At 43.0% G+C, this 23,051-nt stretch carries 18 protein-coding genes and 2 pseudogenes; 10 read left to right on the top strand and 10 right to left on the bottom strand.

Going from position 1 to position 23,051, the window contains the following annotated elements:
• Window positions 1–160: 160 nt before the first annotated feature.
• The 3 genes and pseudogenes from VL20_RS09710 to VL20_RS09695 all read left to right on the top strand — a co-directional run bounded on the left by VL20_RS09710 (window position 161) and on the right by VL20_RS09695 (window position 3,090).
• Window positions 161–1,097: pseudogene (locus tag VL20_RS09710) on the top strand (IS110-like element ISMae40 family transposase).
• Between the two features lie 317 nt (window positions 1,098–1,414).
• The gene (cbiQ, locus tag VL20_RS09700) at window positions 1,415–2,188 is read left to right on the top strand and encodes a cobalt ECF transporter T component CbiQ (RefSeq protein ID WP_052276370.1); all 774 of its coding nucleotides are present in this window, start codon (window positions 1,415–1,417) and stop codon (window positions 2,186–2,188) included.
• Window positions 2,189–2,307: 119 nt separating this feature from the next.
• Window positions 2,308–3,090, top strand: coding sequence for an energy-coupling factor ABC transporter ATP-binding protein (locus VL20_RS09695; RefSeq protein WP_002755908.1), 783 nt, complete (start codon window positions 2,308–2,310; stop codon window positions 3,088–3,090).
• Between the two features lie 152 nt (window positions 3,091–3,242).
• Here the strand turns inward: VL20_RS09695 and VL20_RS09690 are convergent, their stop codons facing one another.
• A complete protein-coding gene (locus VL20_RS09690; RefSeq protein ID WP_052276369.1) occupies window positions 3,243–3,464 on the bottom strand; it encodes a DUF4926 domain-containing protein in 222 nt (73 codons plus the stop codon).
• A 636-nt stretch (window positions 3,465–4,100) separates the two neighbouring features.
• Here VL20_RS09690 and VL20_RS09685 point away from each other — a divergent pair.
• The gene (locus tag VL20_RS09685) at window positions 4,101–5,291 is read left to right on the top strand and encodes a HEAT repeat domain-containing protein (RefSeq protein ID WP_052276368.1); all 1,191 of its coding nucleotides are present in this window, start codon (window positions 4,101–4,103) and stop codon (window positions 5,289–5,291) included.
• On the opposite strand, the gene VL20_RS31695 is transcribed toward VL20_RS09685, so the two are convergent.
• From VL20_RS31695 to VL20_RS09650, 8 genes are all read right to left on the bottom strand, one after another.
• The gene (locus VL20_RS31695; protein WP_002743097.1) at window positions 5,292–5,468 is read right to left on the bottom strand and encodes a hypothetical protein; all 177 of its coding nucleotides are present in this window, start codon (window positions 5,466–5,468) and stop codon (window positions 5,292–5,294) included.
• Window positions 5,469–5,776: 308 nt separating this feature from the next.
• Entirely contained in the window at window positions 5,777–6,196 is a 420-nt protein-coding gene (locus VL20_RS09680) for a retroviral-like aspartic protease family protein (RefSeq protein ID WP_211571687.1), read from the bottom strand.
• Window positions 6,197–6,633: 437 nt separating this feature from the next.
• On the bottom strand, window positions 6,634–7,152 hold the full coding sequence (locus tag VL20_RS09675; RefSeq protein ID WP_071591795.1) for a PEP-CTERM sorting domain-containing protein: 519 nt from the start codon (window positions 7,150–7,152) through the stop codon (window positions 6,634–6,636).
• 93 nt (window positions 7,153–7,245) lie between these two features.
• A complete protein-coding gene (locus VL20_RS09670) occupies window positions 7,246–7,728 on the bottom strand; it encodes a calcium-binding protein (protein WP_052276366.1) in 483 nt (160 codons plus the stop codon).
• A 115-nt stretch (window positions 7,729–7,843) separates the two neighbouring features.
• A protein-coding gene (locus VL20_RS27970) for an IS1 family transposase (protein WP_128575271.1) occupies window positions 7,844–8,538 on the bottom strand; the annotation gives its coding sequence in 2 pieces (ribosomal slippage) (window positions 7,844–8,196 and window positions 8,196–8,538; 696 coding nt in all).
• Between the two features lie 26 nt (window positions 8,539–8,564).
• Window positions 8,565–9,581, bottom strand: a complete 1,017-nt coding sequence (locus VL20_RS09660; protein WP_052276365.1) for a 5'-nucleotidase C-terminal domain-containing protein — start codon at window positions 9,579–9,581, stop codon at window positions 8,565–8,567.
• Window positions 9,578–12,883: an endonuclease/exonuclease/phosphatase family protein gene (locus VL20_RS09655; RefSeq protein ID WP_052276364.1), complete on the bottom strand. Its 3,306-nt coding sequence runs from the start codon at window positions 12,881–12,883 to the stop codon at window positions 9,578–9,580. Before VL20_RS09655 ends, VL20_RS09660 begins: the two co-directional genes overlap by 4 nt.
• Window positions 12,884–13,203: 320 nt before the next feature.
• Entirely contained in the window at window positions 13,204–14,709 is a 1,506-nt protein-coding gene (locus VL20_RS09650; RefSeq protein WP_052275229.1) for an IS5 family transposase, read from the bottom strand.
• Window positions 14,710–15,099: 390 nt separating this feature from the next.
• Here VL20_RS09650 and VL20_RS31090 point away from each other — a divergent pair, with 390 nt between their 5' ends.
• The 6 genes and pseudogenes from VL20_RS31090 (at window position 15,100) to VL20_RS32465 (ending at window position 20,087) form a co-directional block, all read left to right on the top strand.
• The gene (locus VL20_RS31090; protein WP_158499335.1) at window positions 15,100–15,255 is read left to right on the top strand and encodes a hypothetical protein; all 156 of its coding nucleotides are present in this window, start codon (window positions 15,100–15,102) and stop codon (window positions 15,253–15,255) included.
• A gap of 91 nt (window positions 15,256–15,346) precedes the next feature.
• Entirely contained in the window at window positions 15,347–16,180 is an 834-nt protein-coding gene (locus VL20_RS31690; RefSeq protein WP_284525807.1) for a transposase, read from the top strand.
• Window positions 16,155–16,367, top strand: coding sequence for a hypothetical protein (locus tag VL20_RS32475; protein WP_052275239.1), 213 nt, complete (start codon window positions 16,155–16,157; stop codon window positions 16,365–16,367). The genes VL20_RS31690 and VL20_RS32475 overlap by 26 nt, the downstream gene beginning before the upstream one ends.
• Before the next feature lie 497 nt (window positions 16,368–16,864).
• Entirely contained in the window at window positions 16,865–17,935 is a 1,071-nt protein-coding gene (locus tag VL20_RS09640; protein WP_052276363.1) for an IS630-like element ISMae27 family transposase, read from the top strand.
• A 539-nt stretch (window positions 17,936–18,474) separates the two neighbouring features.
• Window positions 18,475–19,759, top strand: a pseudogene (locus VL20_RS09635) (NF041680 family putative transposase).
• A gap of 109 nt (window positions 19,760–19,868) precedes the next feature.
• Entirely contained in the window at window positions 19,869–20,087 is a 219-nt protein-coding gene (locus tag VL20_RS32465; protein WP_230457591.1) for a hypothetical protein, read from the top strand.
• Window positions 20,088–20,496: 409 nt separating this feature from the next.
• Here VL20_RS32465 and VL20_RS09625 read toward each other — a convergent pair whose 3' ends face one another.
• Window positions 20,497–22,737, bottom strand: a complete 2,241-nt coding sequence (locus VL20_RS09625) for a glycoside hydrolase (RefSeq protein ID WP_052276360.1) — start codon at window positions 22,735–22,737, stop codon at window positions 20,497–20,499.
• Window positions 22,738–23,051 lie beyond the last annotated feature (314 nt).

Here is a 23,051-nt window from a genome sequence, read left to right as displayed (position 1 = left end):
GACATCCAGTTCAACCGAGGTGCTTGACACCGTTGGGTAGCCACCGGAGCCACGCCGTCATCCCGAGGAGACAAGCTCGAACAATCGCCCTTAGGATTAACCTCGTCTTCGCAAGGACGAGTTACCAAAGGGACAAAATAACTTAACCCCAGCATAAACGATGACAGAAGAAAAAACATGGGTAGGGATCGATGTCAGTAAAGAGGTTCTAGATATCTACGTGTTGCCGCAAGGTCTGACCTTGCAACAACCCAACAGCGACGTTGGCGTTCAATCGCTGATTGAACAATTACATCCTCTCTCACCGAGTTTGGTGGTGGTGGAATCGACGGGTGGATTAGAGCGCGCACTCGTATCGGGCTTACAAGCCGCCACCATACCGGTAGCGATCGCCAACCCCCGCAAGGTCAAAGGGTTTGCGACGGCATTGGGGAAAGCAAAAACGGACAAATTGGACGCACAGGTAATCGCTCAATTCGCACGAGCCGTGCAACCCCAACCCCAACCCGTGGTTGCCCCCCAAGCCCAACAATTGAGCGACCTAGTACGACGACGACAGCAGTTGGTGGAGATGCAGGTGGCGGAGAAAAACCGCCTCAGTCGTGCGTCTGAGACGGTGCAACTAGATATCAAAGCCCATATTGAGGAAATCCAACAGCGTATTGAAAGCCTCAACGAGCAGATTCAGTCCCTCGCCCAACAGCAAGCCGATTGGCAAGGCAAAAATGAAATCTTACAATCCGTTAAAGGGATCGGCAAAGTTTCATCTGCCCTATGTTTGGCGGAATTACCCGAGATGGGAACACTCTGGCGAAAAACAGATTGCCCGGCTGGTCGGGGTCGCTCCTATCAACCACGATAGTGGCCAGCACAAGGGTAAACGCATGATTTCGGGGGGACGCACCTCGGTTCGCTGTGGCTTGTACATGGCCACATTGGTAGCCATTCGTCATAACCCGGTGATTCGGAAGTTCTACGAACGGTTGTTGACCAATGGCAAGTTGAAAAAGGTGGCCTTAGTTGCCTGTATGAGGAAATTGCTGGTTATCCTCAATGCCATGATTCGTGATAATAAATGCTGGCAAGCACCCGCTTAGTCCAGTTTTCCGAACAATTTCATCGCTGACAAAACGGATGACTGGTGCCGTTACTTTGTCTTGCCTATTTGGGGTACAAAAGATTTTCTTTATTCCCCTTGACTTTTAAGACAATCGCTACGTTCTATATCCCTATATCCCCTTTCTAACTGATAAGTAGGGAGGCACAATTATTGGTAGGATGGGTTAGCGGTAGCGTAAACTATGCGGGCGTTGGGTTTCATGCTTCAACCGTTCGGCAAAAGCTCACGGCCGAAGCCCAACCTACGTTCATCTGATAACTGATAACTGATAACTGATAACTGATAACTGAATAAATGCTACACATTGCTACTTTTTCTTGCGAAAATGAGCGCCAAAATTGCGGTTTTTGGCAGAGACTCGCGCCCCATACCCGTGTTTTAGTGACTCTTTTGTTAGTTTTTGCCACAGCCTTAACTCCGAATGGTAGCTGGGAAACTTGGGGGATTTACGGATTAGGATTAATTATTTTAATTCTGATCAGTCGGGTGACTATTAGCGTACTTTTACAAAGAGTAGCGATCGAATTTGTCTTTATCGGTGTGGTTTTATTGGGAACTCTTTTTCGTGATGGCGGCGAAATTCTTTGGTCTTGGGGATTTTTGCGGATAACTAGCGAGGGATTGCTGGTTTTAGGCAGTGTGGCCTTTAAAGCTTTTCTCTGTCTTTGTACGGTCAATATTCTGGTTTTAACCACAGCAATTCCCGACCTGTTACAAGCCTTAGTTACCCTAAAAACCCCCCCTTTATTGGTGGCAATTTTAGCTTCTATGTACCGTTATCTAGCGGTTTTGATCGCTGAATTTAATTCCATGCGAAGGGCAGCAATTGCGCGTAATTTAATGAGTAGTCCCCGATGGCAGCGGTTGCTAGTGGGACACATGATCGGCTCTTTATTTATCCGCACCTACGAACGTGGCGATCGCATTTATCAAGCCATGTTATCGAGGGGTTACACTGGTTCCTTGCCTTCTCTACAGGTTCCCCAAAGCAAGCTGAACGATTATCTCGCTATAATTTGTATAGTAATTTTGATCCTCTGGGGTCAAATGGTACATCTACTCAGTTGACACTGCCGTTGCCTAAACTGGAAGCTAGATTGACAACCTGTTGCAAAAAAAGCCGTCCTCCGCTACGCTAAAGGACGGGGAACCTTGAACCCAATTTTTCGGTAAAAGTCTCGTTTTTCATGCACCACAACCCGATTTTTATTGAAAACCTAGTTTATACCTATCCTGACGGTACAGAAGCGTTAAAGGGTATTAACTTAGCCATTGAAGCTACGGAAAAGGTAGCTTTAGTCGGGGCCAATGGATCCGGAAAATCCACCTTATTACTGCATTTTAACGGTATTCTCCCGCCGCAAACCGGTAGAATCACCGTCGGTCCCTACGAAGTTAAACCAGAGAATTTAGAAAATATCCGCAATTTTGTCGGTTTAGTCTTCCAAAACCCCGACGATCAGCTATTTATGCCCACTGTCTGGGAAGATGTGACTTTTGGCCCGATGAATCAGGGTATTCGGGGAGAGGATTTAAACCATCGCTGTCATCATGCTTTACACGCGGTGGGATTGGATTCCCAGCATTACGGTAAGAGAAACAGTCAGAATCTATCGGGGGGTGAAAAAAAACGCGTGGCAATTGCGGGGGTTTTAGCCATGTTGCCCGAGGTCTTAGTTTTTGATGAACCTAGCGCCCAACTTGACCCCCGGTCCCGTCGGCAATTAATACAACTGTTGGCCACTTTACCCCAAACCCAAGTGATCGCCACCCATGATCTCGATCTGGCTTTAGAATTATGCGATCGCACGGTGGTGTTAAGTCGTGGTCAGGTGGTAGCAGAGGGAGAAACCGCTAGGATTTTAAGTAATCGGGAATTTTTGGAACAACACGACTTGGAAACACCCCTTTGTTATAGTCGTCCCTACTGTGCGATCGCTGATGCGCCCTCACAAGTCAGTGATCAGTGATCAGTTATCAGTTATCAGATGTGAGTTTTCAGTTCACCGATTACTGTTTACTGGACGGCTACGCCGTGCCTTTGGCAACACTGAAAAAAAGCTCCCTTTTCCCCCCTCATAGACAGTCTTAACGAGTGATTTAGATAGTCAACAGCTTACCGCTACTTAGCGGTTAATTTTTGGGATTCTAAGGGAGAATGATGTAATAACATTAATTGATTTTCTTGTAAGATTTCGATAGCATAAGCAGGGCCAGAAGTATTGCTAAATTCAACTTCAAAAACATTTGGCTCATAGACTTCTACAATTGTTCCCACTTGCCCGCGATATAATCCCAATTGGGGTAAGTCTTCTAATAAAGCAACCACATCTAAGAGTTTCATTTCCTTATCTCCTTATCTACTTAAAGTACATAACAAGTAATTAAACGGGGAAAATTTTCATCATTTCTGATTATCCAAACACTGGGAATAATAGCTGTTTTGTTTTGATGATTTAGGGGAAAGTCATTAACGAAGGCAGGGGGCAGGAGGCCGTTTTTGTAACGGGGATTTATGCCCCGCTCCCAAAACTTTTCGCCTTAAGGCGAGGTTTTAGACCCGATTTTTTCGATAATATACTTTTGTCCATATTCCCACTTCTGCAAGAAGTCTGTGGATAGCTTGCCCTGAGTAAATAGGGCTTGCTGAATAAATATGAAATGTAGGCAAGGTAAGGGTTTTGTGGCTTTTCTCGTGAAACAGGTGCAAGATTTTGAGAGAATCGTGCTTCAAAACCTTGCATCTTCATCGGCCCGCGTCCTGTAGGGGCGAAGCATTCGGGCAATAACCTATCGGTGAAACCGTAGATTTTCTATCCGAATGCTTCGCCCGTACTTTTTGCCGCAAACCCTAAATACTGATGTCTGATGCACAATTTGGAGATTTATTATCGGTTTCTTGCATTATGAGAGAGGACAAAAGCGAGAAAGTCTGACATTCTTGAGATAGGTAGCACGAAAATCGAGGCCATTTCTCACGATGCAAGCTCTGCTAGAAAAAGCTCAGATAGCGTTGAATAAAAAGGACTGGGAGACAGTAAACGCCAGCATACAGCGACTTTTAAACCAAAAAGATGCGATTGAACCGATTATTAACGATGAAATCCTCGATTTAGCCCTAGAAGCTTTACAAAAATGCGATTTTCAACAGCGATGGGAGACAGCGAAACTATTTCCTCAAATCGGTCAATCGGCGATCGCTCCTCTAATTGCCCTGTTAGAATCCGAGGAACAAGATGGGGAAATGCGCTGGTTTCTGGCGAGAATTCTCAGTCAATTTGACGATCGAGCCTGTATTCTCGCTCTCAGTCAATTATTGCAAAGATCGGAGGAGGAGGAACTCAGCCAAATGGCTGCGGCCGCTTTAGCTAATATCGGCAGTTCTGCCATCTCCAGTTTAGGACAATTACTGTCCGACTCTAATACCCGTTTTTTAGCCGTACAAGCTTTATCACAAATTCGCCGACCAGAAATTATCGAACCGCTTTTAACCGTAGTTAAGGATCAATCTAGCGCCATTCGGTCTATGGCGATCGAAGCTTTAAGCAGTTTTCACCATCCCCAGATTACTGTGATTATCCTCGATGCTTTACAGGATCCGGCCATCGAGGTGCGACGGGAAGCAATTAAAGCTAGTAGTTACCTAGGGACGAATTATCCCCAAGCAGATTTAGTTAACCATCTGCAACCGCTGTTATTCGATGTCCACCTTGAGATCTGTCAAGAAACTGCGATCGCTCTCAGTCGTATCGGCACAGCAACCTCAGCTAAAGCTTTAAATCCACTCCTGCAATCTTCCTTAACTCCCGATAGTTTAAAATTAACTGTAGTGCGAGCATTAGGCTGGATCGAGGATGAGGAAGCTTTAAATTATCTAGAAAAGGCTTTATATAGCGAAAATGTCCTAATTTGTCGGGAAATTATCGCTATTCTCGGCCGGCAAACCTCCCAGAAATTACGCCAACAAGCAGGGGAAATTCTCAGTAATTTTTATCACTCCCGTCCGGCGCTCTTCACTGATACGGGAGTTAAACAGTCTCTAGCGATCGCTTTAGGAGAATTAGAGCGGGATAATAAAAGTATTTTGCTGACTTTAGCAGCCGATGGGGAAGCAATCGTCCGTCTTCATGCTCTCAGCGCCCTAAAAAAGCTAGATCATGGGACTATATAGCTAATTTCCCGCTGCACAGATGTGGTGAATTTGCCAGTAATCCGCATCCATTTCCCCAAGGATAGCGTTTAATTTCTCCTGCGCTTCTTGAGCAAATTGGGCATTAATGGAAAAATTGACAGAAAGCACTATTTCGTAGATTTTATCAGGGTTAAAGGGCTTAATTTCCTGTTTCATCGCCGTGATTCCTTCAGAACTTATTCTCTATTTTCTTCTCTCCTTCTCAAGAATTCCGCTTACGCTACTGCTAACCCTTCCTACAAATAATTGTGTCTTCCTACTTATCAGTTATCAGTTATCAGTTATCAGGTGTGAGTTATCAGGTGTGAGTTATCAGTTAACAGTTATCAGAACGTAGTTGGGTTGAAGCATGAAACCCAACGCCCGCTCATGTTACGCTACTGCTAACCCATCCTACCAATAATTGTGCCTCCCTACTTAAATTGAGAAAATAAGGGTGATCGATCCATGAAGGTTATCAATTTTTAGAGAATTGTTAGATAAGTATCTAGAGATTCGGAGGGTAAAACTTTCAAAGTTTGGTTTTGTAGGTCTAATTCTAAACCCAGTGCTTCTAGGGGGATTACTCCAATTAAAGGATCGCGACCACCGGGTAATTCTAAACATTCAAAAGTTCCCTCGCGACCACAAAGCAATATTTTAGCATCCTGAAAGACTCTCGCTTTGCTCAATCCAGTCGCGGTACTAACATCGACTTCTTTAAGTAAATCTAGCCCCAGTCTGTCAATAATATTAGCAGGTAAACAGAGTGTTGTTGCTCCCGTATCAACTAAAACTTTTGGTAAAGTAACAGAGCGAATTTCTGAAGGAGAGATAAAACCTCTAGCAGCTGCTGATTCATCGGCACGATTAATTATTGTTAAAGGTGTGAAAACTTTGCCCATCGGATTTGTCTGTTTCTTTTCCATATTATTATTTAGTAATCCCTATAATTAGAGAAGACATTTGGAGACTAACTAGAGATTAGAGCGGTTACTGATAACTGATACTAAATCTGGTTATTAAAGACTGATTATCTATTGCTCCTCTTGCCTCTTGCTTCTTGCCTATCCTGATATGTAGCCTATACTCAACGGATTTAGTATTATAGCAGTTTTCATCAGAATGAGGTATGGGCAAAGGGCTTAAGCCCTTTGTTGGCAAAACTTGTCGATACCTCAGTAACGTGAAAAGTGCTATATTTTGATTTTTCACCCTACTTGATAGGCGACAAGTACCAATACTTATCGCCTAAGTGGGATGCTCCCACATAACTCAATTCAAAACCCCTAGCAAATCCTTGGAGGTGGCTTAAATTAGTAAAACACGAGTTTTAATGATATTATCGTTTTCTACCCACCAAAAAACCGCCGATACCTAAAGCAATAATTCCTAGAACAGTTGAAGGTTCAGGAATCAGGACATATTGAACGGGGCCTGAACCGCTATCATTAGTTCCAATATAGGAAAAAGTAGCCTCAGTACTACCAAAAGCGGGAATTAGAGAAAATTCTGGAGTAAAACTAGACGTTGAAAAATTCAACCCTAGAAGGATACCATCTAAAAATTCCACCTTAGGACTATCAGGAAAAGAATCATCATCAACAGCAGTAAAAGTTGAGCCAAAAAAGTTCAAGTTGACTTGAGATACATCTAAAAATTCAAAGCCTAAACCCGTCAACAGGGAATTATCATAGCTAAAAGTACCCGAAAAAGTTTGCCCTGTCAATAAACCATTTTGGATAGTTCCAGCTAGATTGTAACTTACGATAGCTGCTTGAGCAGGATTGACTTGCTGAACTGCAAGACTTAGAACTACCCCAGAAGTAATCACTGCGTTGCGTTGCCAGGAATTCATCATTTTGTCCTCATCCAATAAGATGTGCTGAAAATATTAGGGTTGAAAGGTGCGCGTTTGATGAGTCTCGCCCCTCAATTTAGTTAGTTAGAGAGCCTAATTAAAGATGAAATTAGCTTGAGTCAAGGTAGAAGCATTAATTCCATTGAGAATAGCCATATCTTGTCCAAAAGCTTCAATAATGGTATTTGCACCCGCTTGACGATAATCCCAATCCGTACCGAGAGAATCCCAACTTAAGCTAGTAGAGAAGAAACCAATCAGATCCCCTTGATTTGCTCTGTAATCAGCGATAATGTTGGTATTTGCCGGTAAGAGCGCATCATTTTCTGTAATCCAGAATAGATCCTGGCCGCTACCCCCAGTGACGATATTATTACCACTAGCAGAACCCAAGAAGAGGATGTCATCTCCTGCCCCCGTATCGATACGGTTATTGGTTCCTGCGTAAACGATGTCATTGCCCGAAGCGGTACGGATGTTATTACCACCGACAGCAAAGCGAACGTTTACAGTGTCATTACCGCTTCCCGTATTGAGAATTTGATTATTGCCGATAAATTGTCTGCCATCGCGCAAAGCGGCATCAAAGGTATCATCGCCAAGTGTTCCGTTGACGGTTGTCGGTAAAGGTGCGACACCGTCGAGAACCGTATCTTGACGGAAACCGGGCGTTGCTGAATTAAGCTATGAATCAGTAAGGAATAGGCACTTCTTGAAACTTCAGATAATGAATTAATAAACGAATAGAGTATCCTAACATTTCTGTAGACTTAGAATAGCAGAGTGTTTTGCGATGCAATCGGGCTAGATAATGTCTTAAACGTGTGTTCTCACCCTCTACTCTGGTCATATAAGTCTTACTAATTATATGGTCGCCCTCTGCTATAAAACATGGATAAACTGACCATCCATCACTCACATAAAAATAGCATCCCCAAGACTTAACTAATTCCCATAATGGGCGAAACGTTTCGCTACTATGATCTCCGATTACCCAACCTAAAATTCCTTTTTTAAAGTGGTCAACGGCTGTCCACACCCAGATTTTGTTTTTTTTGAGCCAACAAAGGTTTCCAATTCATCCAGTTCCCCTACTTCAGGAATTGTTTCTGGGTCATAGGCGACTGGCAATAATTCTCCCACAGATTTTACCCAATTAATTACGGTCGTATGATGAACTCCCTTTAGCCTTTCTATTCCTCTAAATCCCATCCCATTAACATAGGCAGTTAGGCATTCTCGCTTCGTTTTTTCGTCATAGCCTTTCTGTTTTTCATAGTTATCAATAAATTGACGGCCACAGGTTACACAAATATGATTTTGTTTACCTTGTTTATTGATGCCATTTTTACGGATATGGGTAGATTTACATTCAGGGCATTGCATTTTGATTTCCTCCATTCATATCTCTATTATGCAACGCCTTGAATCCGTTGATCTTCTGATTGGGGAGTGTCGGCTTGGTTAAAGGGCTGTTGTCGGTTGTCATTGTTGTAAAAAGCCGAAAGATACTCGGCAAAGGCATCCTGTATCCGTCCGGGTCGGAGATTGGCGTTCCCCAGAGAATCGGGTTCGTCAAAATCGGTTAAGCGTTGGATATTCTGGATCACCGTGGGATAACTATCACCGCCATTTGCCAGGAAACCTTGGGTAACGACACTAAAAATGGTGTTAGAAGCAACCACTAATTCCCCATTTTTCACAATGGTTTGGACACTATTGCCCGTTGCATCTGCTAAGGCAAGACTGCGAATCCGTTGACTGGTTGGAGCGTTGGGGTCATAACTAAAGTTAAAGCCACCAATTTGACCAAAACGACCGTTCCCCGTTTCCACTGAAGAAATCATGTGTTCGGCCAGTTGCAGGAATCCGGTGGCGTTCACTGTACCGACAACGATATCGCCGTCAAAGCGTAGGGAATTGGAAATATCGAGTTGTGAGATATCCCCTTCCTCTTTGCCCACATCGGGATTCGCTTGCGGGGGCAGGGGAATGATTCCCGAGTCTCCGATCGCGAACCGTCCGATCTGATCGCGGATCGAGCCGCCATTGGTGAAGGAAATATCGATCCGGTTAAAGCCAGGAAGTAGGTTATGCTCATTCAAATAGGCTTCGGCGTAGAAGTCTTGAGCGTCTGCGGTCAAGTTACCCAAGTTGGTTTCTTGGGTACGCACATCGCCCCGAACCCCGTTGAGAAAAACATCGGTTTGACCGAAGATCGTACCGTCTAGGATGTCAACGAAGCCTCGCACCCCATCGACAATTTCGACTATATCTTGATCTGCTTTGGCTCTTACTTGGTCAAAAGTAGTAATCGATTCATCGTAGAGGCGATCGACTCCCGCAATATCAGTGGCATAAGGACCGCTATCATCTCCAATCGTGGTAATTACACCTCGATCATTAAAAGTGACGACCAATTGATTCAAGTAGCGATAATTTGCGGCTGAATTGACGTAAATAACCCGATTATCTCCACCCCCGTACACTTGGGGAAAGGGTTGCAATAACTGTCCGTTATTTTGTTGGGTTTCATCTTCCCGTAGGGGGGAACTCCGGTACTGGAAGACATCTGTTGGTGAGAACCACCCCCAAAAAGCAGATCAACTCCTAACCCGAGGGCTGCCATTTCCTCGGCCAAAGCGATTTCGATGCGGGATTCTTGCAGGTGAGTCATCAAAATAATCTTATTGATACCCGTATTGCTTAAAGCTTGGACTTCGGGGGTGATGTTGCGGATGATGGAGTCCACTTGCACATCCACGGAAGTCGTTCCGGTAATCACGTTGCCGTTGATATCTCGGGTCGTTACCTCGATCGCTCCCGTATCGGCGATCGATTTGAGATAGGGGGTAACAATGCCGATAATTCCCACTTTTTCGCCGTTAAAGTCCTTAACCACGCTTCCGGTTAGGGTATTGGGTAAAGGCGCTCCCCCGTTAGCGACCACGGCTAAACCGTTGGGAAGGGTAGCCCGACTGTAATCGAGGTTATTGGCTAAATAGGGGAATGCCGCTCCAGGATAGCCTCCAGGTCCGATACCGACACCGCCATTCTGTCCGTTAACCCAATTAGGATTCGGGGCAACTAGGTTGAGGAAAGAACCAGCACCACCGCTAAATTCATGGTTGCCCACCGAGGCCACATCCCAGCCTAATTCATTGTTAATCAGGATGTCGGCGATGCCCCCTTGATCGGCCTGTGGATTACCCGTTGTGGCGTTATCATAAATATCGCGGCTGGCATTAAAGAAGGGACTGGAAATGTAAACATCTCCCGTAGTTAATTTCAGCGTATTGGTGTACTTGTTATCCAAGGCATTCATTACCGCCGAGAAGCCCAGAATATCTTGAAAAGCCGGAATACCCGCTTCTTGATCGGAGGCTTGTAGAATTTGTAGGGTAAAACTCTGGGATTGTTGCGGCAAGTTGAGAGTTGCAAGGATGGGTTCATGATCAGCGGGCTGATCGAGAAAATCAACGTTGACACGAACGATATCGTACTCGGCCTTACTGGCGAGATTATTGGTTATCAAAATATGGTCTAAGGCTTGGGAGTTACCTTGGAAGTTGAAGGTGGCGCGATCTCTGACATCCAGGGTTTGAGAAAGATTGGTTAGCACCCCACCACTGAGAATTTGCTGGAACTCTTCAAAATCAAAGCCGTTAAGATCCCCTAAAACCACCACGTTAGCATTGGGATCGTCCGCCAAAATTGCGTTGACTTCGCTATTGATAACCGTAGCTTGATTGGCTCGTACATCCGCACCGCCAATATTGGGGGGTTGAACATTGCCAAATAAACCATTGCCACCGCGTCTGGAGGTCAAGTGATTGTTAATTACCGTCACTTCCTGTCCGTTAAACGTAAAGGTGGCGACTAGAGGCTTGCGACTGTTGGTAAAAGCACCATCATTATCGGGCGTGGCGATGGGGTCGGTGATCCGTCGGAGGGAACCTTCTACAAAGCTAACACGATCAGGGTTATAGAGATAGCCAACTCGAATATTAGTACCTGGCGCACCCCCATCTCGACCATCGACGGGATCGATATTCAGGAACTGGTAGGTAGGACCGCCTGCGGCCGTGATCGCGTCGATTAAAGCTTGATAGGTTAAATCCGCCGCTACCGTACCGTCGTTGATCGGGCCGTTGTTGTCTTGAATTTCCTGAAGTCCGATAATATCGGGAGCTCTCAGGTTATTGACGATTTGATTGGCGAGTACGCCGAATCTCTCGAGGCCACCTGGGTTCGATTCAGTGGGATTGAGATTTTCCACGTTATAACTGGCGATCGTTAGCTTATCTGCCGTGCCTATTAGATTCGTCACTTCCCGCTGCAATCCGCCAGGAGTAGCTTGAACCGGTTCGGTTACTAAGACCCGGTAGTCACCGAACGCATAATCAACTACCCCCGTCAGATTCCCTAAGAGATCGCCTACATCAACTTGTGGCAGGTCTATGGCGCTGATTTGAATCCGTTCGGGGTTGAAATCATCTGGAGCGATGCCAATACCACCGCGACTGTTGATGCCGGTAGCGTCGGCCCCTCGATTCGCCACCGTCCATATTGAATCCGAGCTAGTACTTCGGATAATCGTTGGACTGACTGCCATGGTATCCTGTACCGTTACCAGCATTCCTTCCAAGCTTTCATAGAAGCCGATCCCAGTGTTTAAATCTAAGGGAATGTCGAAGGTGTCAGGGGAAAAGTTCGCTCCCGCGATGATTTGGTTGGGGGGTACGCGACCTCCCGATCCGATGAGAATGGGGGCGGGTAAGGGATTGCCCGAACTTAACACGTCGATTGTGTTCGTGTCTCTATTGGCAGCAATTTGTGTGGTACTGAGAACAGTCAAGTCGGGTACTCTTTCGCCGTTTATAGTAACATTCGGTCGATTTTCCTGCACCTGTCCACTGACTCGAACCGAGTCGCCGACCGTGAGATTAAGTTCTTTGAATCTTTCCGATCCCGTAAAGACGAAGATACCTTCCGAGGTTCGCGGATCGTTGTCTGGATCGGGGTCTTGTAGGTAAAAACCATTAGCATTAGTAGCGAACCCCGTGACGATTCCGACTACAAATCCACCATCGCGCAACACCCGCCCTTCTAGGGGCGATTGTAATCCAGTTCCTTGAATGTCGCGGATGCGAATTTCCGAAAAGGTTGTCTCGGCTGTGTCCTGATCGTAAAAGGTTGTCTCGGCTATGTTCTGGTCGTTGTAAATATCGTAAGGATCATCGTATGTGTCTTGGTCGTCAAAGGTTATGTTCTGGTCGTTGTAAGTATCGTAAGTATCATCTTGTCCCAGAAGAAGTAACTCTAGTGCGGGTTCGCTAACGCCTTCTTCGCTGATAACATCCAGTTGTCTTTCCTGCACCAGTCCACTGACTTGAACCGACGCTCCAATGTTGATATTCAGTCCGTTTATATCATCAATGAGGTCCTGCCGGTTCCTAAAGACGAAGATGCCTTCCGAGGTTCGCGGATCGTCGTCTGGATTGGGATCTTGTAGGTGAAAGCCATTACTGGTGATCGCCGTAAAGATTCCAGCTACATCGCTCACCAGCGTCCCTGTCATGTCCGATACTAATCCAGTTACCTGAATGTCGCGGATGCGGAGAGTTTCCGAAAAGGTTGTCTCGGTCTCGCCTATGTTCAGGTCGTTGTAAATATCATCTTGTCCCAGAAGAGGTAACTCTAGTGCGGTTGGATCGTCAAAAGTAATCATCGCTTTCTTGTCCTTTGTATCTGGATAAATTACACTCGCTCCGTTTATTTCGTCTATCTGTGACGATGGGGAGTATCGAGCAAAAGTCCCGTGTGTAAAAAAATACAGGTAGAAACAGACGAATAATTTCTGATTCCATCGAATATAGAGTGGTATTCATCGAATACCGACTTTTTTTCTACAACCTGCGGTGATAGGGTCTGAAAAATTTCTAATGGGAAAAGCACTTAAAATAATAGACCCAAAAACAACGCTATAGGACTTTCTTTAACATCTAGATAGGGTTTGCTGAAAAAGTAAAAAACAAAAACTCTCAAAAATCAGCCCGAATTTAAGATAAGTTTTTCTGTTGAGAAATCAGCTTTTTTATCATCTTTTCTAATCAAAGAGGGATGAATAAAGCTAAATTTAGATGTATAAAGAAATAGGGACAAAAAAAGACAGTTAACCTGTCTAAGCAGGTTAGAAAGATTGATGACTAAAAAAGTAATGGCAATGGAAGTTTCTGAAGTTTTATCAAGTTTTGTCATGATACAATCAAGACTATATCTTCTTTTTGCTTGACCAAATTTACCTTCAATTGCATTCCGAATTCCTTCATCCTCAAGAGCTTGTTTTTTAGTTTCTTTACTAATATTTTTAGGTGGTCTTCCTAGAGGAACTCCACTGATTCTAATTCCTCTTTCTTTACACCAAGCTAGATTTTTTCTAGTTCGATAAATTTTATCAACATGAACTGATTCTGGATAATATCCTGTGAATTCTTTATACTCTTCTACTTGCGCTTGTAAGTCCCCAGATTCATTAAAATTATCCCAACTTAAATGGTCTAAAAATACATAACTCTCAAAACAGCTTACTGAGATTTTTGCTCCAAATTCAACTGGTTTTCCTGCTTTTCCTCTAACGATAGGGCGGATGTGTGGTTGGGTTATACTCACAATTCTATCATCAATTCTCGATGATTTATTTTCCCACATCCACAATTGTTGACGATAAACTTCTGTCACCACTAACAACATTTTGTAGTTTCTTTTGCTGAGACTACTTAACTCTGATCCCCCCTCGATTAATTTCTCTATTTGAGATAGATTTCTTTTGATATATTGCAGTTGCTTCTTGATAGCTTCTCGTCTTTCTTTTTGAGAACAACGACGTTTTTTGGCTACTTTTAAATAATCTTTTCTCGCTCTTTTTCTATAAGTTCTTGGCTTTTTCTTCAGCTTGATTCTCAAACTTTGATAGAGACAATCTAGAATGTTTTCTGTTTTCTTTCTTGCTTGATTTAATATCCCTAAATCCTGGGGATAACTTAGATCAGCAGGTGCGCAACTTGCATCTAATATTAATTTTCCTTTATTTTTTATTTGACTCTCTTTTTCTTCTTCTTTTCTTTCACTTTTTTCTTCAATTTCCTTCTTTTTTCTCTCTCTCATCACCATTCTTTTATTAATTTTATTGATTAAATTCTTACTGATTCTTTTACGAAAATTAACGAACATTGTCGCATCAAATAGAGCTTCATTACTATAGGCTGACATCCCTAGAAAATACTGTAAATAGGGGTTTTCCTTGATTTGCTCTATGGTTTCCCTGTCGCTTGTTTTTAATTTTTCCTTAATAATTAATGCTCCTAATGCCATCCTAAATGGTTTGGCTGGCGCACCCATTTCTTCGTCAAAATTTTGGGCATATTCTTCTTCAAATTCTTCCCAGGGAATTAACTCTGCCATTATTATCCAGCGATTATCTGCTGATAATTTTCCCTCAAAAGGCAACTCAAAGTTTTCTGGGGCAATTGAAGACTCGTTCGTTTTTCGGTACATATGTTCTTGTCGGATAAGTGCAAGGGTATTTTAGCAATTTTAGCCGTTTTCTGTCCCTTTTTCTTGACTTTTTGGGAATTTAATATGGCTGTAATCCTTATATCATAAGTATTTCACAGTTATTCAGCAAACCCTAGATAAGACAAGATTAAAAAATCATCTTTTGCTTGATTAATTTTGTACTGTATCGTTTCTCACAAATGTGCATTGCCTATAGATTCTTGCCACAAAAGGGGTTTATCAGCAAATATACCTTAAGTGCCGAGAAACCCCATGACTTGTACTATTCTCCTGACTGACGGACACAAGTGGGTCAAAACCTGACAAGACAAGGGTTGCCAAAAAGAAAAATATCTGGGTAGATAGGGAAAAAGCAAGAATCCCTACAAGATGAAAACCGAGAACAGAATCTTCTCCCAAGTTTATTCCTATCTAGAACAAGGAAGCCGATTTGTGGATAAAAGACATTTAACCGTCCTCAGTTGGATGGTGACAGCCCTACTCAGTAGTCAAAGTCTCAATCAAGCCAGATGGGAACCTGACTGACGGACACAAGTGGGTCAAAACCTGACAAGACAAGGGTTGCCAAAAAGAAAAATATCTGGGTAGATAGGGAAAAAGCAAGAATCCCTACAAGATGAAAACCGAGAACAGAATCTTCTCCCAAGTTTATTCCTATCTAGAACAAGGAAGCCGATTTGTGGATAAAAGACATTTAACCGTCCTCAGTTGGATGGTGACAGCCCTACTCAGTAGTCAAAGTCTCAATCAAGCCAGATGGGAACCCTTTGTACAAAGCAGAGCCGAACAAGCCAATAGTTATCAGAGACGGTGGAATCGCTTTTGCCAGAATGGAAGAGTAGCGGTGGAAAAGATATACATCCCCTTAATATTGAAAGCCATCGAGACTTGGAAGGAGAAGGGGGAAAGACTGTATCTAGCAATAGATACCACTCTGTTGTGGAATCAATACTGCTTTGTCTATCTAGCGGTGGTCTGCGGGGGGAGAGCCGTCCCCTTGATGTGGATGGGATTAGAACATGGTAGTGCCAGCCTAGCTTTTGAGAAATACGAACCCTTGTTGGACAGAGCCAAAGGCTATCTTCAGGGCTTTGAGAATGTCATGCTGTTAGCCGACCGAGGCTTTGCCAATCAGCAATTAATTCAATGGCTCAGGAAAAATACTTGGCATTGGTGTCTTCGCTTACCTTGCGATACCCTCATTTACGGTGTTCGCCGTCGGGGTTTTGGCTATGAGGTCAGAGAACTCTATCCTCCCAAACGGCAAGCCTGCTTTGATCGCAACGTTCAAGTCTGGCAGGAGGCTAGAATCACTGCTCATCTTGCTTTAGCCTCTGTTCCAGGGGTTAAGGATAATTGGGCAATTCTGAGCGATGAACCTCCTACCCTTGACACCTTCTGGCAGTATGGTCTTCGTTTTCCCATTGAACATCTCTTTCAAGGGCAGTAAATCGGGCGTTTTTGACTGGGAACATTCTCGTGTTCGCTCTGCTGCTTGTTTAGAACGTCTCTATCTCATTGTTGCCATTTCTATTCTCTTTGCTACTTTAACTGGCATGGCGGTTCAACAATCTGGCTCTCGCCGTCAGGTTGATGCTCATTTTCGGCGTGGTTTGAGTTATTTGAAAATTGGTTGACGTTGGCTGGCGGGAGTTGTTCATAAGGCGCGTCCCTTCTTGCGACTTGACCACTTATTTTCTGTTGACCCTTTTCCCTGTTGGCTCTTCTCGCAAAGCTCGTCAGGATTATTATGGCAAAATTACCTTTTCTTTTATTCAGGAGTTTGAGGCTTTCACATAACAGTACTTGTCTTTGTATTGAAAAATGTGTCCGTCAGTCAGACTATTCTCTGTTACTCCCAGTTTTTTTATTAATAAAAGATTCTCAAAACATTTAATATCAATAGATTGAGTTGTTTGTTGTTAATTTTTTGATTTTGATTACTTGGTCAAATTTTTATCAAAAAACAAGGTGCCATTGCTAGGGCATTTATGCAGCAAGATCACCTCCTAGATAAGAGCTACAAAATTTATAAATTGTCAGGGTTTTCGGAGAGTACCAGAAGATGGGTAATACCATTTTTCAAAAAGTATGTCATACTTGGTAAAGGTATAGTTTGTGTGGTAAAAAGGCAATGAGTGGAGTCCCTAATATTAATGTTGCTGAGTCAGTAGAAGACTTAAAATCCTTGTTGAAGCAACAAGTAACCTCTTTAAACTTTGCTAAAGTACAATCCCTGTATCTACTAAAAATTAAGGAGGTAGAAACGGTTCGTCATCTCGCCGTGTTAATAGGACGCTCAGAAAGAACTATTCATCGCTGGTTAAGTTGTTATCGAGAAGGAGGGATAGAAAATCTCTTGTCAGAACCAGAAAAACTGGGAAGACCCAAAAAGATTTCAGTGGAAGAAGCCGCTCTAATTCAGAATGAATTAAAAGACCCAGAAGGATTTCAAAGTTATAAAGAAATTCATTTTTGGGTATCAATTATTTTAGAAATACCTGCCAGTTATATAACTGTTTACCGTCTCGTAAGAAATGAATTACAAGCTAAATTAAAAGTGGCTCGACCTCAAAATTTAAAACAATTACCAGGAGAAGTAAAAATATTCCAAAATAATCTATCTGAACAGCTACAAGCTTTACTAGAAAAAGAATCTGAAAAAGTTAGTCAGTATTTAAAAGTCCGCTTCTGGTGTCAAGATGAAAGTCGCTTCGGCTGTCATACCATTGTCAGAGATAAAATAACAATTAAAGGCATAAAGCCCCTTGGTAATTTTCAGTATAATTTTCAATATCTCTGGCTCTATGGTTTAATAGAACCTCGAATATGTAGCAGTTTTTTCTATGAATTCTCTCATTTAGATGGGGAATGTTTTAATCAATATTTAACGCTTTTTTCTCAAGCTTTTTCTGAGGAATTACATATTATTCAATTAGATAATGCTCCCGCACATACGGCGACTGACCTAGAAATACCTGATAATATTATCCTATTTTATCAACCTCCCTATTGTCCAGAAGTAAATCCAATTGAGAGAGTTTGGCTATATTTGAAAAACCTATTGGCCTGGGGCAATTTTAACTCCCTTGATAACTTAAGAAGTAAACTTTACCATCTTTTAAATTCTCTATCCAATGACACGATCGGGTATTTGACGGGATGGTCTTGGATTTTAGAAGCTCTATGTCTGTCAGGAATTTAGAAAAATGGTATAAAGTGAGAATTGCTGCGGGTCATTCAACCGAAATTTTCGGTAAAGGACTTAGGCTCTAATAATGTACCCAATCATCTGGCGAATCCTTGAAGAACTTAAAGAAAGCGACTGTATAGCTAGTATTCTATTTCTGTGCGAGTCCCTTATAGAACAATCGAAATCCCCACCAGAATCAGGGGAATCACAAAAAATACGCCAATGAGGTAGGCCAAGGCAATGAGCTTATTCGCATTTGCTGCTCCTGTACTTATGGTGATAATAGCGATCGCACTCTCGACAATGTTATGCTTACCTTATTCGCTAAAAAGCATACAGGATAAAGGTAACAGCAATTTTAAAACCCTTCCCTTAAAAAATTAAGCGAACAATGAGTTATCTGGCAAGAGTTCGGCTCTTCTAGGTTCTGTGTGATAAGTTTAACTTATATCTGTAGTTTAGACTAAATGAGAAACCTAAAAAGAAAAAAGAGGAAGAATCAAGCAAAATAGAGAGAAAATAAAAGATGTTAAAGAATTTATCCGCTCTCTATGACCAAATATAACAGATATACCAGATTTCGCCAAGATACCTACCAACTGTTAGGTAATGCCAAAGATGCCACCTTTGACTTAATGGATAGCATCATGACCACCAGAAATGCCTATTGCTTGGGAGACTTCTCACTGTCCCCTTTCTTCAGAAGGAAATGGCATAGTACATACGAATCTATTGAAGATTGTCGTCCCAACCGAAACCAGTTAATGAAAAGGTATGTTCAGGAAATACCAGAACTGGAGTATGTTTTGTTAGCAATAGATCATACAGCATGGGAATTGAAGGATGCTAAAACGATGAAAGATAGAGGCTATCAACATAGCGCGGCATCAAAAAATGGAACAGTATTAGGACAAGGCTATAGCACCATTGTCTGGCTACCCGAAGGGGAAAGAAGTTGGGCATTACCCTTAAGACATGAAAGAATCACATCCTTTGAAACACCGATAGCTAAAGCCAAATGGCAACTCCAAGAAGTCTGCAAAACAATTCAACAAAAAGTTTTGGTAGTATTAGATTGTGAATACGGCAATAGTTCATGGGTAAATCAAACAGCAGATATCCAAGCAAGTAAACTGATGAGAATCCGCTCTAATTGTTGTCTATATGGCGAACCAGAAGCTTATGGGGGTAAGGGAAGACCGAAAAAACATGGCAGACAATTTAAAATCAATGACGAATCCACATGGTGGCCAACCGACGCAACAGTGGAAATCAATGACCCGAAACTCGGATTAATCCGAGTGAGTCAATGGCAACAGTTACATTTTAAAACAGCTTCTCAGCAGAAATTAAGTCTAATTAAAGTGGAAAGGTTGAATCCTAAAAAAACGGGAGAGGCACATCGCCCCTTATGGTTAATTTGGGTAGGAGAGGCATTTTTATCCTTAGAAAAAGTTTGGTCACAATATGCACGTCGTTTTGGAGTTGACCATTGGTATCGCTTTGCACTCGCAAAGATTACATTGGACTTTACCTTCTTTAAGTACACCTGTTCAATGTGAGAGATGGAGTGATTTAATGCCGTTGATGACTTGGCAATTATGGTTAGCCAAAGATTTGGTAGCAGATTATCGTCTTCCTTGGCAAAAACCGCAAACCCTATTAACTCCTGAAAGGGTAGCACAGTCTCTGTTTTCCCTTTTGATAGAGATTGGTTCGCCCGCTCAACCACCTAAAACTAGAGGAAAGTCTCCCGGCTGGGAAAAAGGGAAGACTCGCAGTAAAAGAAAGACCTATCCTACTGTGAAAAAACGACATTCAACCCCTAAAAAATAGGCAACAAAAGCATCCTAACTCTACTTTTTGCTTCAAGATTTTTGATTTCAGCTATTTTCATAAGGCTGGATTATTTTTAGGCAAATTTTTTAGTCTAAACTACAGTTATATAAGATCGGTTAATCTTTGTGTCCTTTGTGTCTTTGTGGTTCGTTCCACCCTCTCACCGGGAGGACTATATATTAGAATACATTGTACCCACCAAACCCAAGAGAGTCAGAGTTCTATTCTATTGAAAATCTCAACAACCCACGTCCATCGCACAAACCAAAAAACCGAAACTTTGGGAATTTTTTGTTTAGAAGTGTATTGTCTTGGCATTTGTTGATTTAGCATGAAGAGTAACGAAGATCATTAGTTTTCTCCTCTTCCTCCGAGCTTTCCCGCACAGTCGATATGTGCTGAAAGTTTATACTAAATCCCTTGAGTATAGGCTACATATCAGGAGATGAACTTATGCAAGAGGCAAGAGGTGGTTAGATATGTGTAATTAGGGTTTGCTGAAAAAGTTTTTCGTGGGGGTAGGAGTCAGTAGCCGGTCGTTTCAGGCTTTGTTGCCCTCTTTTTTTGTACCAGTTTATATACTGTAAGAAGGATAATGCAAGGTTTTTGAAGGTCTCAATCCTATATTCTTGCACTAACATCGGATTTTAACAGGTCAAAAGCCTTATTTTAATTTTGCTTAGGTACTTAACTAGGGTTTGCTGACGTTTGATAACTGATCACTGATTATTGATTTAAGGTCTTTGCAGGAAGATTAATTCTTCAACGGGGAGGAAATCATAGTATTGACCTTGATTGGCTAAAACTGCGATTAAATGGAGACGAGCATCGGGTTCAATGTGTAATCCTTCCCAGGGGACAGCAATTTCCAAACATTGATTAAAAGAAGCTTTGGCATTACTAGGAACTCGTTGCCAAGTAAAATATTCTTGAGCGACTTCTAACCAAGTAAATTCCGTGATTAAATTAACTCCTAGATGATGATGATAACCGTAATCGAGGGGCGATCGAGGGGGAATATCTGCTAGGGGAATTGGACTTTGCAGACGATGCACTTCATCATAATACCAATATAAATGCACTTCTGCGGGAATTTCTTCTCCTAATTTTGCCCCCGGTTTCCAATCAAAACGCAGATAAAAATTGAGATGATCCCAACCGAAAAAGAGCCTTTGTACTAAGGAAGTCCGGTGCATCGTACCACTGGCACCACCAATTTCGATCCGTCCAGCTTTATCCCAATCCTGTTCGTCCCCAAAACCGTCGATAATGGGGTGAATAAAAGCTAGTGGACGATTACTTTGTTTATCCCCGTGTTTTTCCACCGGTTCGAGCAAATAGGAGGGAATTGGCTCATTTAAAGCTTGATAAAGAGCGATCAGGTGTTCGCGGAAAAGTTGGTCAAAAATTGCGTCATGATTAGAAGAATGGCCATAACCAAACCACCAAAACCAATCGGAACCCTCCGCTGCATACAATGCTTCCCACGCGTCGGGGTTATTATCTTCCGTCGCTTCCGGGTGATTGGCGAGGGTTTGACGGGCTAAAATTAGATATTCCCAAGCTTTATTTTTAGCGGGATCGCCGATCCAAGTGGTAAAATTGGCATCGATCCAAGAGCCGCTATGAAGTTGATGGCTGGGTATTTTTGCATTAGCGGGAAAGCGATCGAGATATTCCGAGACGGTGACTAATTCGATCGCTTGGTGGTCGCTTAAAAGTTGATACAGGTTCTCTAGGAAGGGTAAACCGTCTTGATGATAGTTTTCCCAGCAGTTTTCGCCATCTAGCGCAATGGTAACTAACCAGGGTTTTTCTAGCGTCGTGGTTTCTGCGTTGGTTTTCAGTTCTTCGGCGATCGCTTCTAGGTGTTTAACTAAGTCTGTAGCGGCCTCTTGCGCTTTCATGCCACTATAGCTAAATCCGATCAGATCCGAGAGACGATGATCCCGGAAAACCATCGATAAATTGCCGTTGCTAGTTTCCAGAAGGTAGGGACGATAAAGCAATTCTGGTTCGCTAATATTGCCCTTTTCGTCGCGATGAAAGTAATGTCCCAAAGACCAACCTAACACCCCCTCATCGGAACATAACCACTGAAAACCCTGTTTAGCGACAGCGGGGAGAATCGCAGGACTAACGGATTGTTCCGAGGGCCAAAGTCCGCGAGGTTGTTTATCAAAGCGATCGATATAGATTTGCCAAGCTTTCCGGAGATGGCGGGAAATATCTTCAGGATAGTGGAAATATTGGCGAGGAAGGGTCATATTCGGCACCGCTACCCGGCCGGCTTCCGAGTTAGCCAGCAGGGGTAAAATCGGATGGGTGTAGGGACTGGTAATGATTTCTAGTTGTCCTGTTTCCTGCATTAACCGGTGTTGCGGCAAGATACGACGCAGAATTTGACGCTGTTTGGAGATAATCCGCTGGCGATCGCTTAAAGTGAAGTTTTTTCCCTGTTCTAACCAGGCAGCGATTTCTGGGTCAATGTGAAAGATAGGATCGATCCAAGCGAGGTTATGCCAAGCCAAGAGATCGCTATAATCTTGGAGATGCCAATGGCTAATACACCAACTATGACCGTTTTCTTGACGCTCTGCGTATAATTGCCCGTAACGGGGGTGCGGATCGATCAGGGTACGATGGTTAGCATCGAAAAAGTGTTCGAGGATAAAGTGTTTTTGTGCCAGGGTTAACTGCGCTTCTGGGGTGACAGTGAGAGCAAGATAGGGGTCTATAGCTAGTCCGTTGACGTAATCCTCTAATTGCAGGATTAAAGAGGGGACAAGGTTGACTGTTTGGTGTAATTTCGGGTAACGTTCTAGAATCAGGATTAAATCGAGATAATCTTTCACCCCATGCAGTCGCACCCAGGGTAAGCGATATTGTCCCGAAGCATCGGTGCGAGTTTGACAGGATTTGTAGAGGGGTTGGTGTTGATGCCAAATAAAAGCGACGTAGAGAGGATAGGTCATGATAATACCGAGAAAAAGTGCATATAACAGGCTTTTTGTCCGTTATTTAGATAATAGTGGACAAAAAGCCTGTTATAGATTCTTAAAAGTTGATTTCGGTCACTACCATAATCCTATCAACGGGTTTTGAGAGGGTATCGTCTCTTTGTATTTGTTAAAGGATCGGATTCTCCGGTGATGAGTATTGGGAGTTCAATTGCCGCAATTCTTACTGACGACCGACGACCGACTCCTTACCCCACAGTTAAGTAGATAGGTATTAAAAACTTTCAGATCCCCCCGCCTATCGGCACCCCCCTTATCAAGGGGGCAGG

The organism is Microcystis panniformis FACHB-1757 (assembly GCF_001264245.1).
GTDB classification, from domain to species: Bacteria; Cyanobacteriota; Cyanobacteriia; order Cyanobacteriales; family Microcystaceae; genus Microcystis; species Microcystis panniformis.
Note: the sequence above shows the minus strand (reverse complement) of the source record. Positions and strands in the feature narration are given on the sequence as shown.

Excerpts from the sequence above, each read along its gene's own strand:
- VL20_RS31690 (WP_284525807.1), top strand. The coding sequence starts at position 15,347 with ATGAAAACCGAGAACAGAATCTTCTCCCAAGTTTATTCCTATCTAGAA.
- VL20_RS31695 (WP_002743097.1), bottom strand. The coding sequence starts at position 5,468 with ATGAAACAGGAAATTAAGCCCTTTAACCCTGATAAAATCTACGAAATA.
- VL20_RS09650 (WP_052275229.1), bottom strand. The coding sequence starts at position 14,709 with ATGTACCGAAAAACGAACGAGTCTTCAATTGCCCCAGAAAACTTTGAG.
- VL20_RS09690 (WP_052276369.1), bottom strand. The coding sequence starts at position 3,464 with ATGAAACTCTTAGATGTGGTTGCTTTATTAGAAGACTTACCCCAATTG.
- VL20_RS09640 (WP_052276363.1), top strand. The coding sequence starts at position 16,865 with ATGAGTGGAGTCCCTAATATTAATGTTGCTGAGTCAGTAGAAGACTTA.
- VL20_RS09695 (WP_002755908.1), top strand. The coding sequence starts at position 2,308 with ATGCACCACAACCCGATTTTTATTGAAAACCTAGTTTATACCTATCCT.
- VL20_RS31090 (WP_158499335.1), top strand. The coding sequence starts at position 15,100 with ATGAAAACCGAGAACAGAATCTTCTCCCAAGTTTATTCCTATCTAGAA.
- VL20_RS09655 (WP_052276364.1), bottom strand. The coding sequence starts at position 12,883 with ATGATTACTTTTGACGATCCAACCGCACTAGAGTTACCTCTTCTGGGA.
- VL20_RS09625 (WP_052276360.1), bottom strand. The coding sequence starts at position 22,737 with ATGACCTATCCTCTCTACGTCGCTTTTATTTGGCATCAACACCAACCC.
- VL20_RS09685 (WP_052276368.1), top strand. The coding sequence starts at position 4,101 with ATGCAAGCTCTGCTAGAAAAAGCTCAGATAGCGTTGAATAAAAAGGAC.
- VL20_RS09680 (WP_211571687.1), bottom strand. The coding sequence starts at position 6,196 with ATGGGCAAAGTTTTCACACCTTTAACAATAATTAATCGTGCCGATGAA.
- VL20_RS09675 (WP_071591795.1), bottom strand. The coding sequence starts at position 7,152 with ATGATGAATTCCTGGCAACGCAACGCAGTGATTACTTCTGGGGTAGTT.
- cbiQ (WP_052276370.1), top strand. The coding sequence starts at position 1,415 with ATGCTACACATTGCTACTTTTTCTTGCGAAAATGAGCGCCAAAATTGC.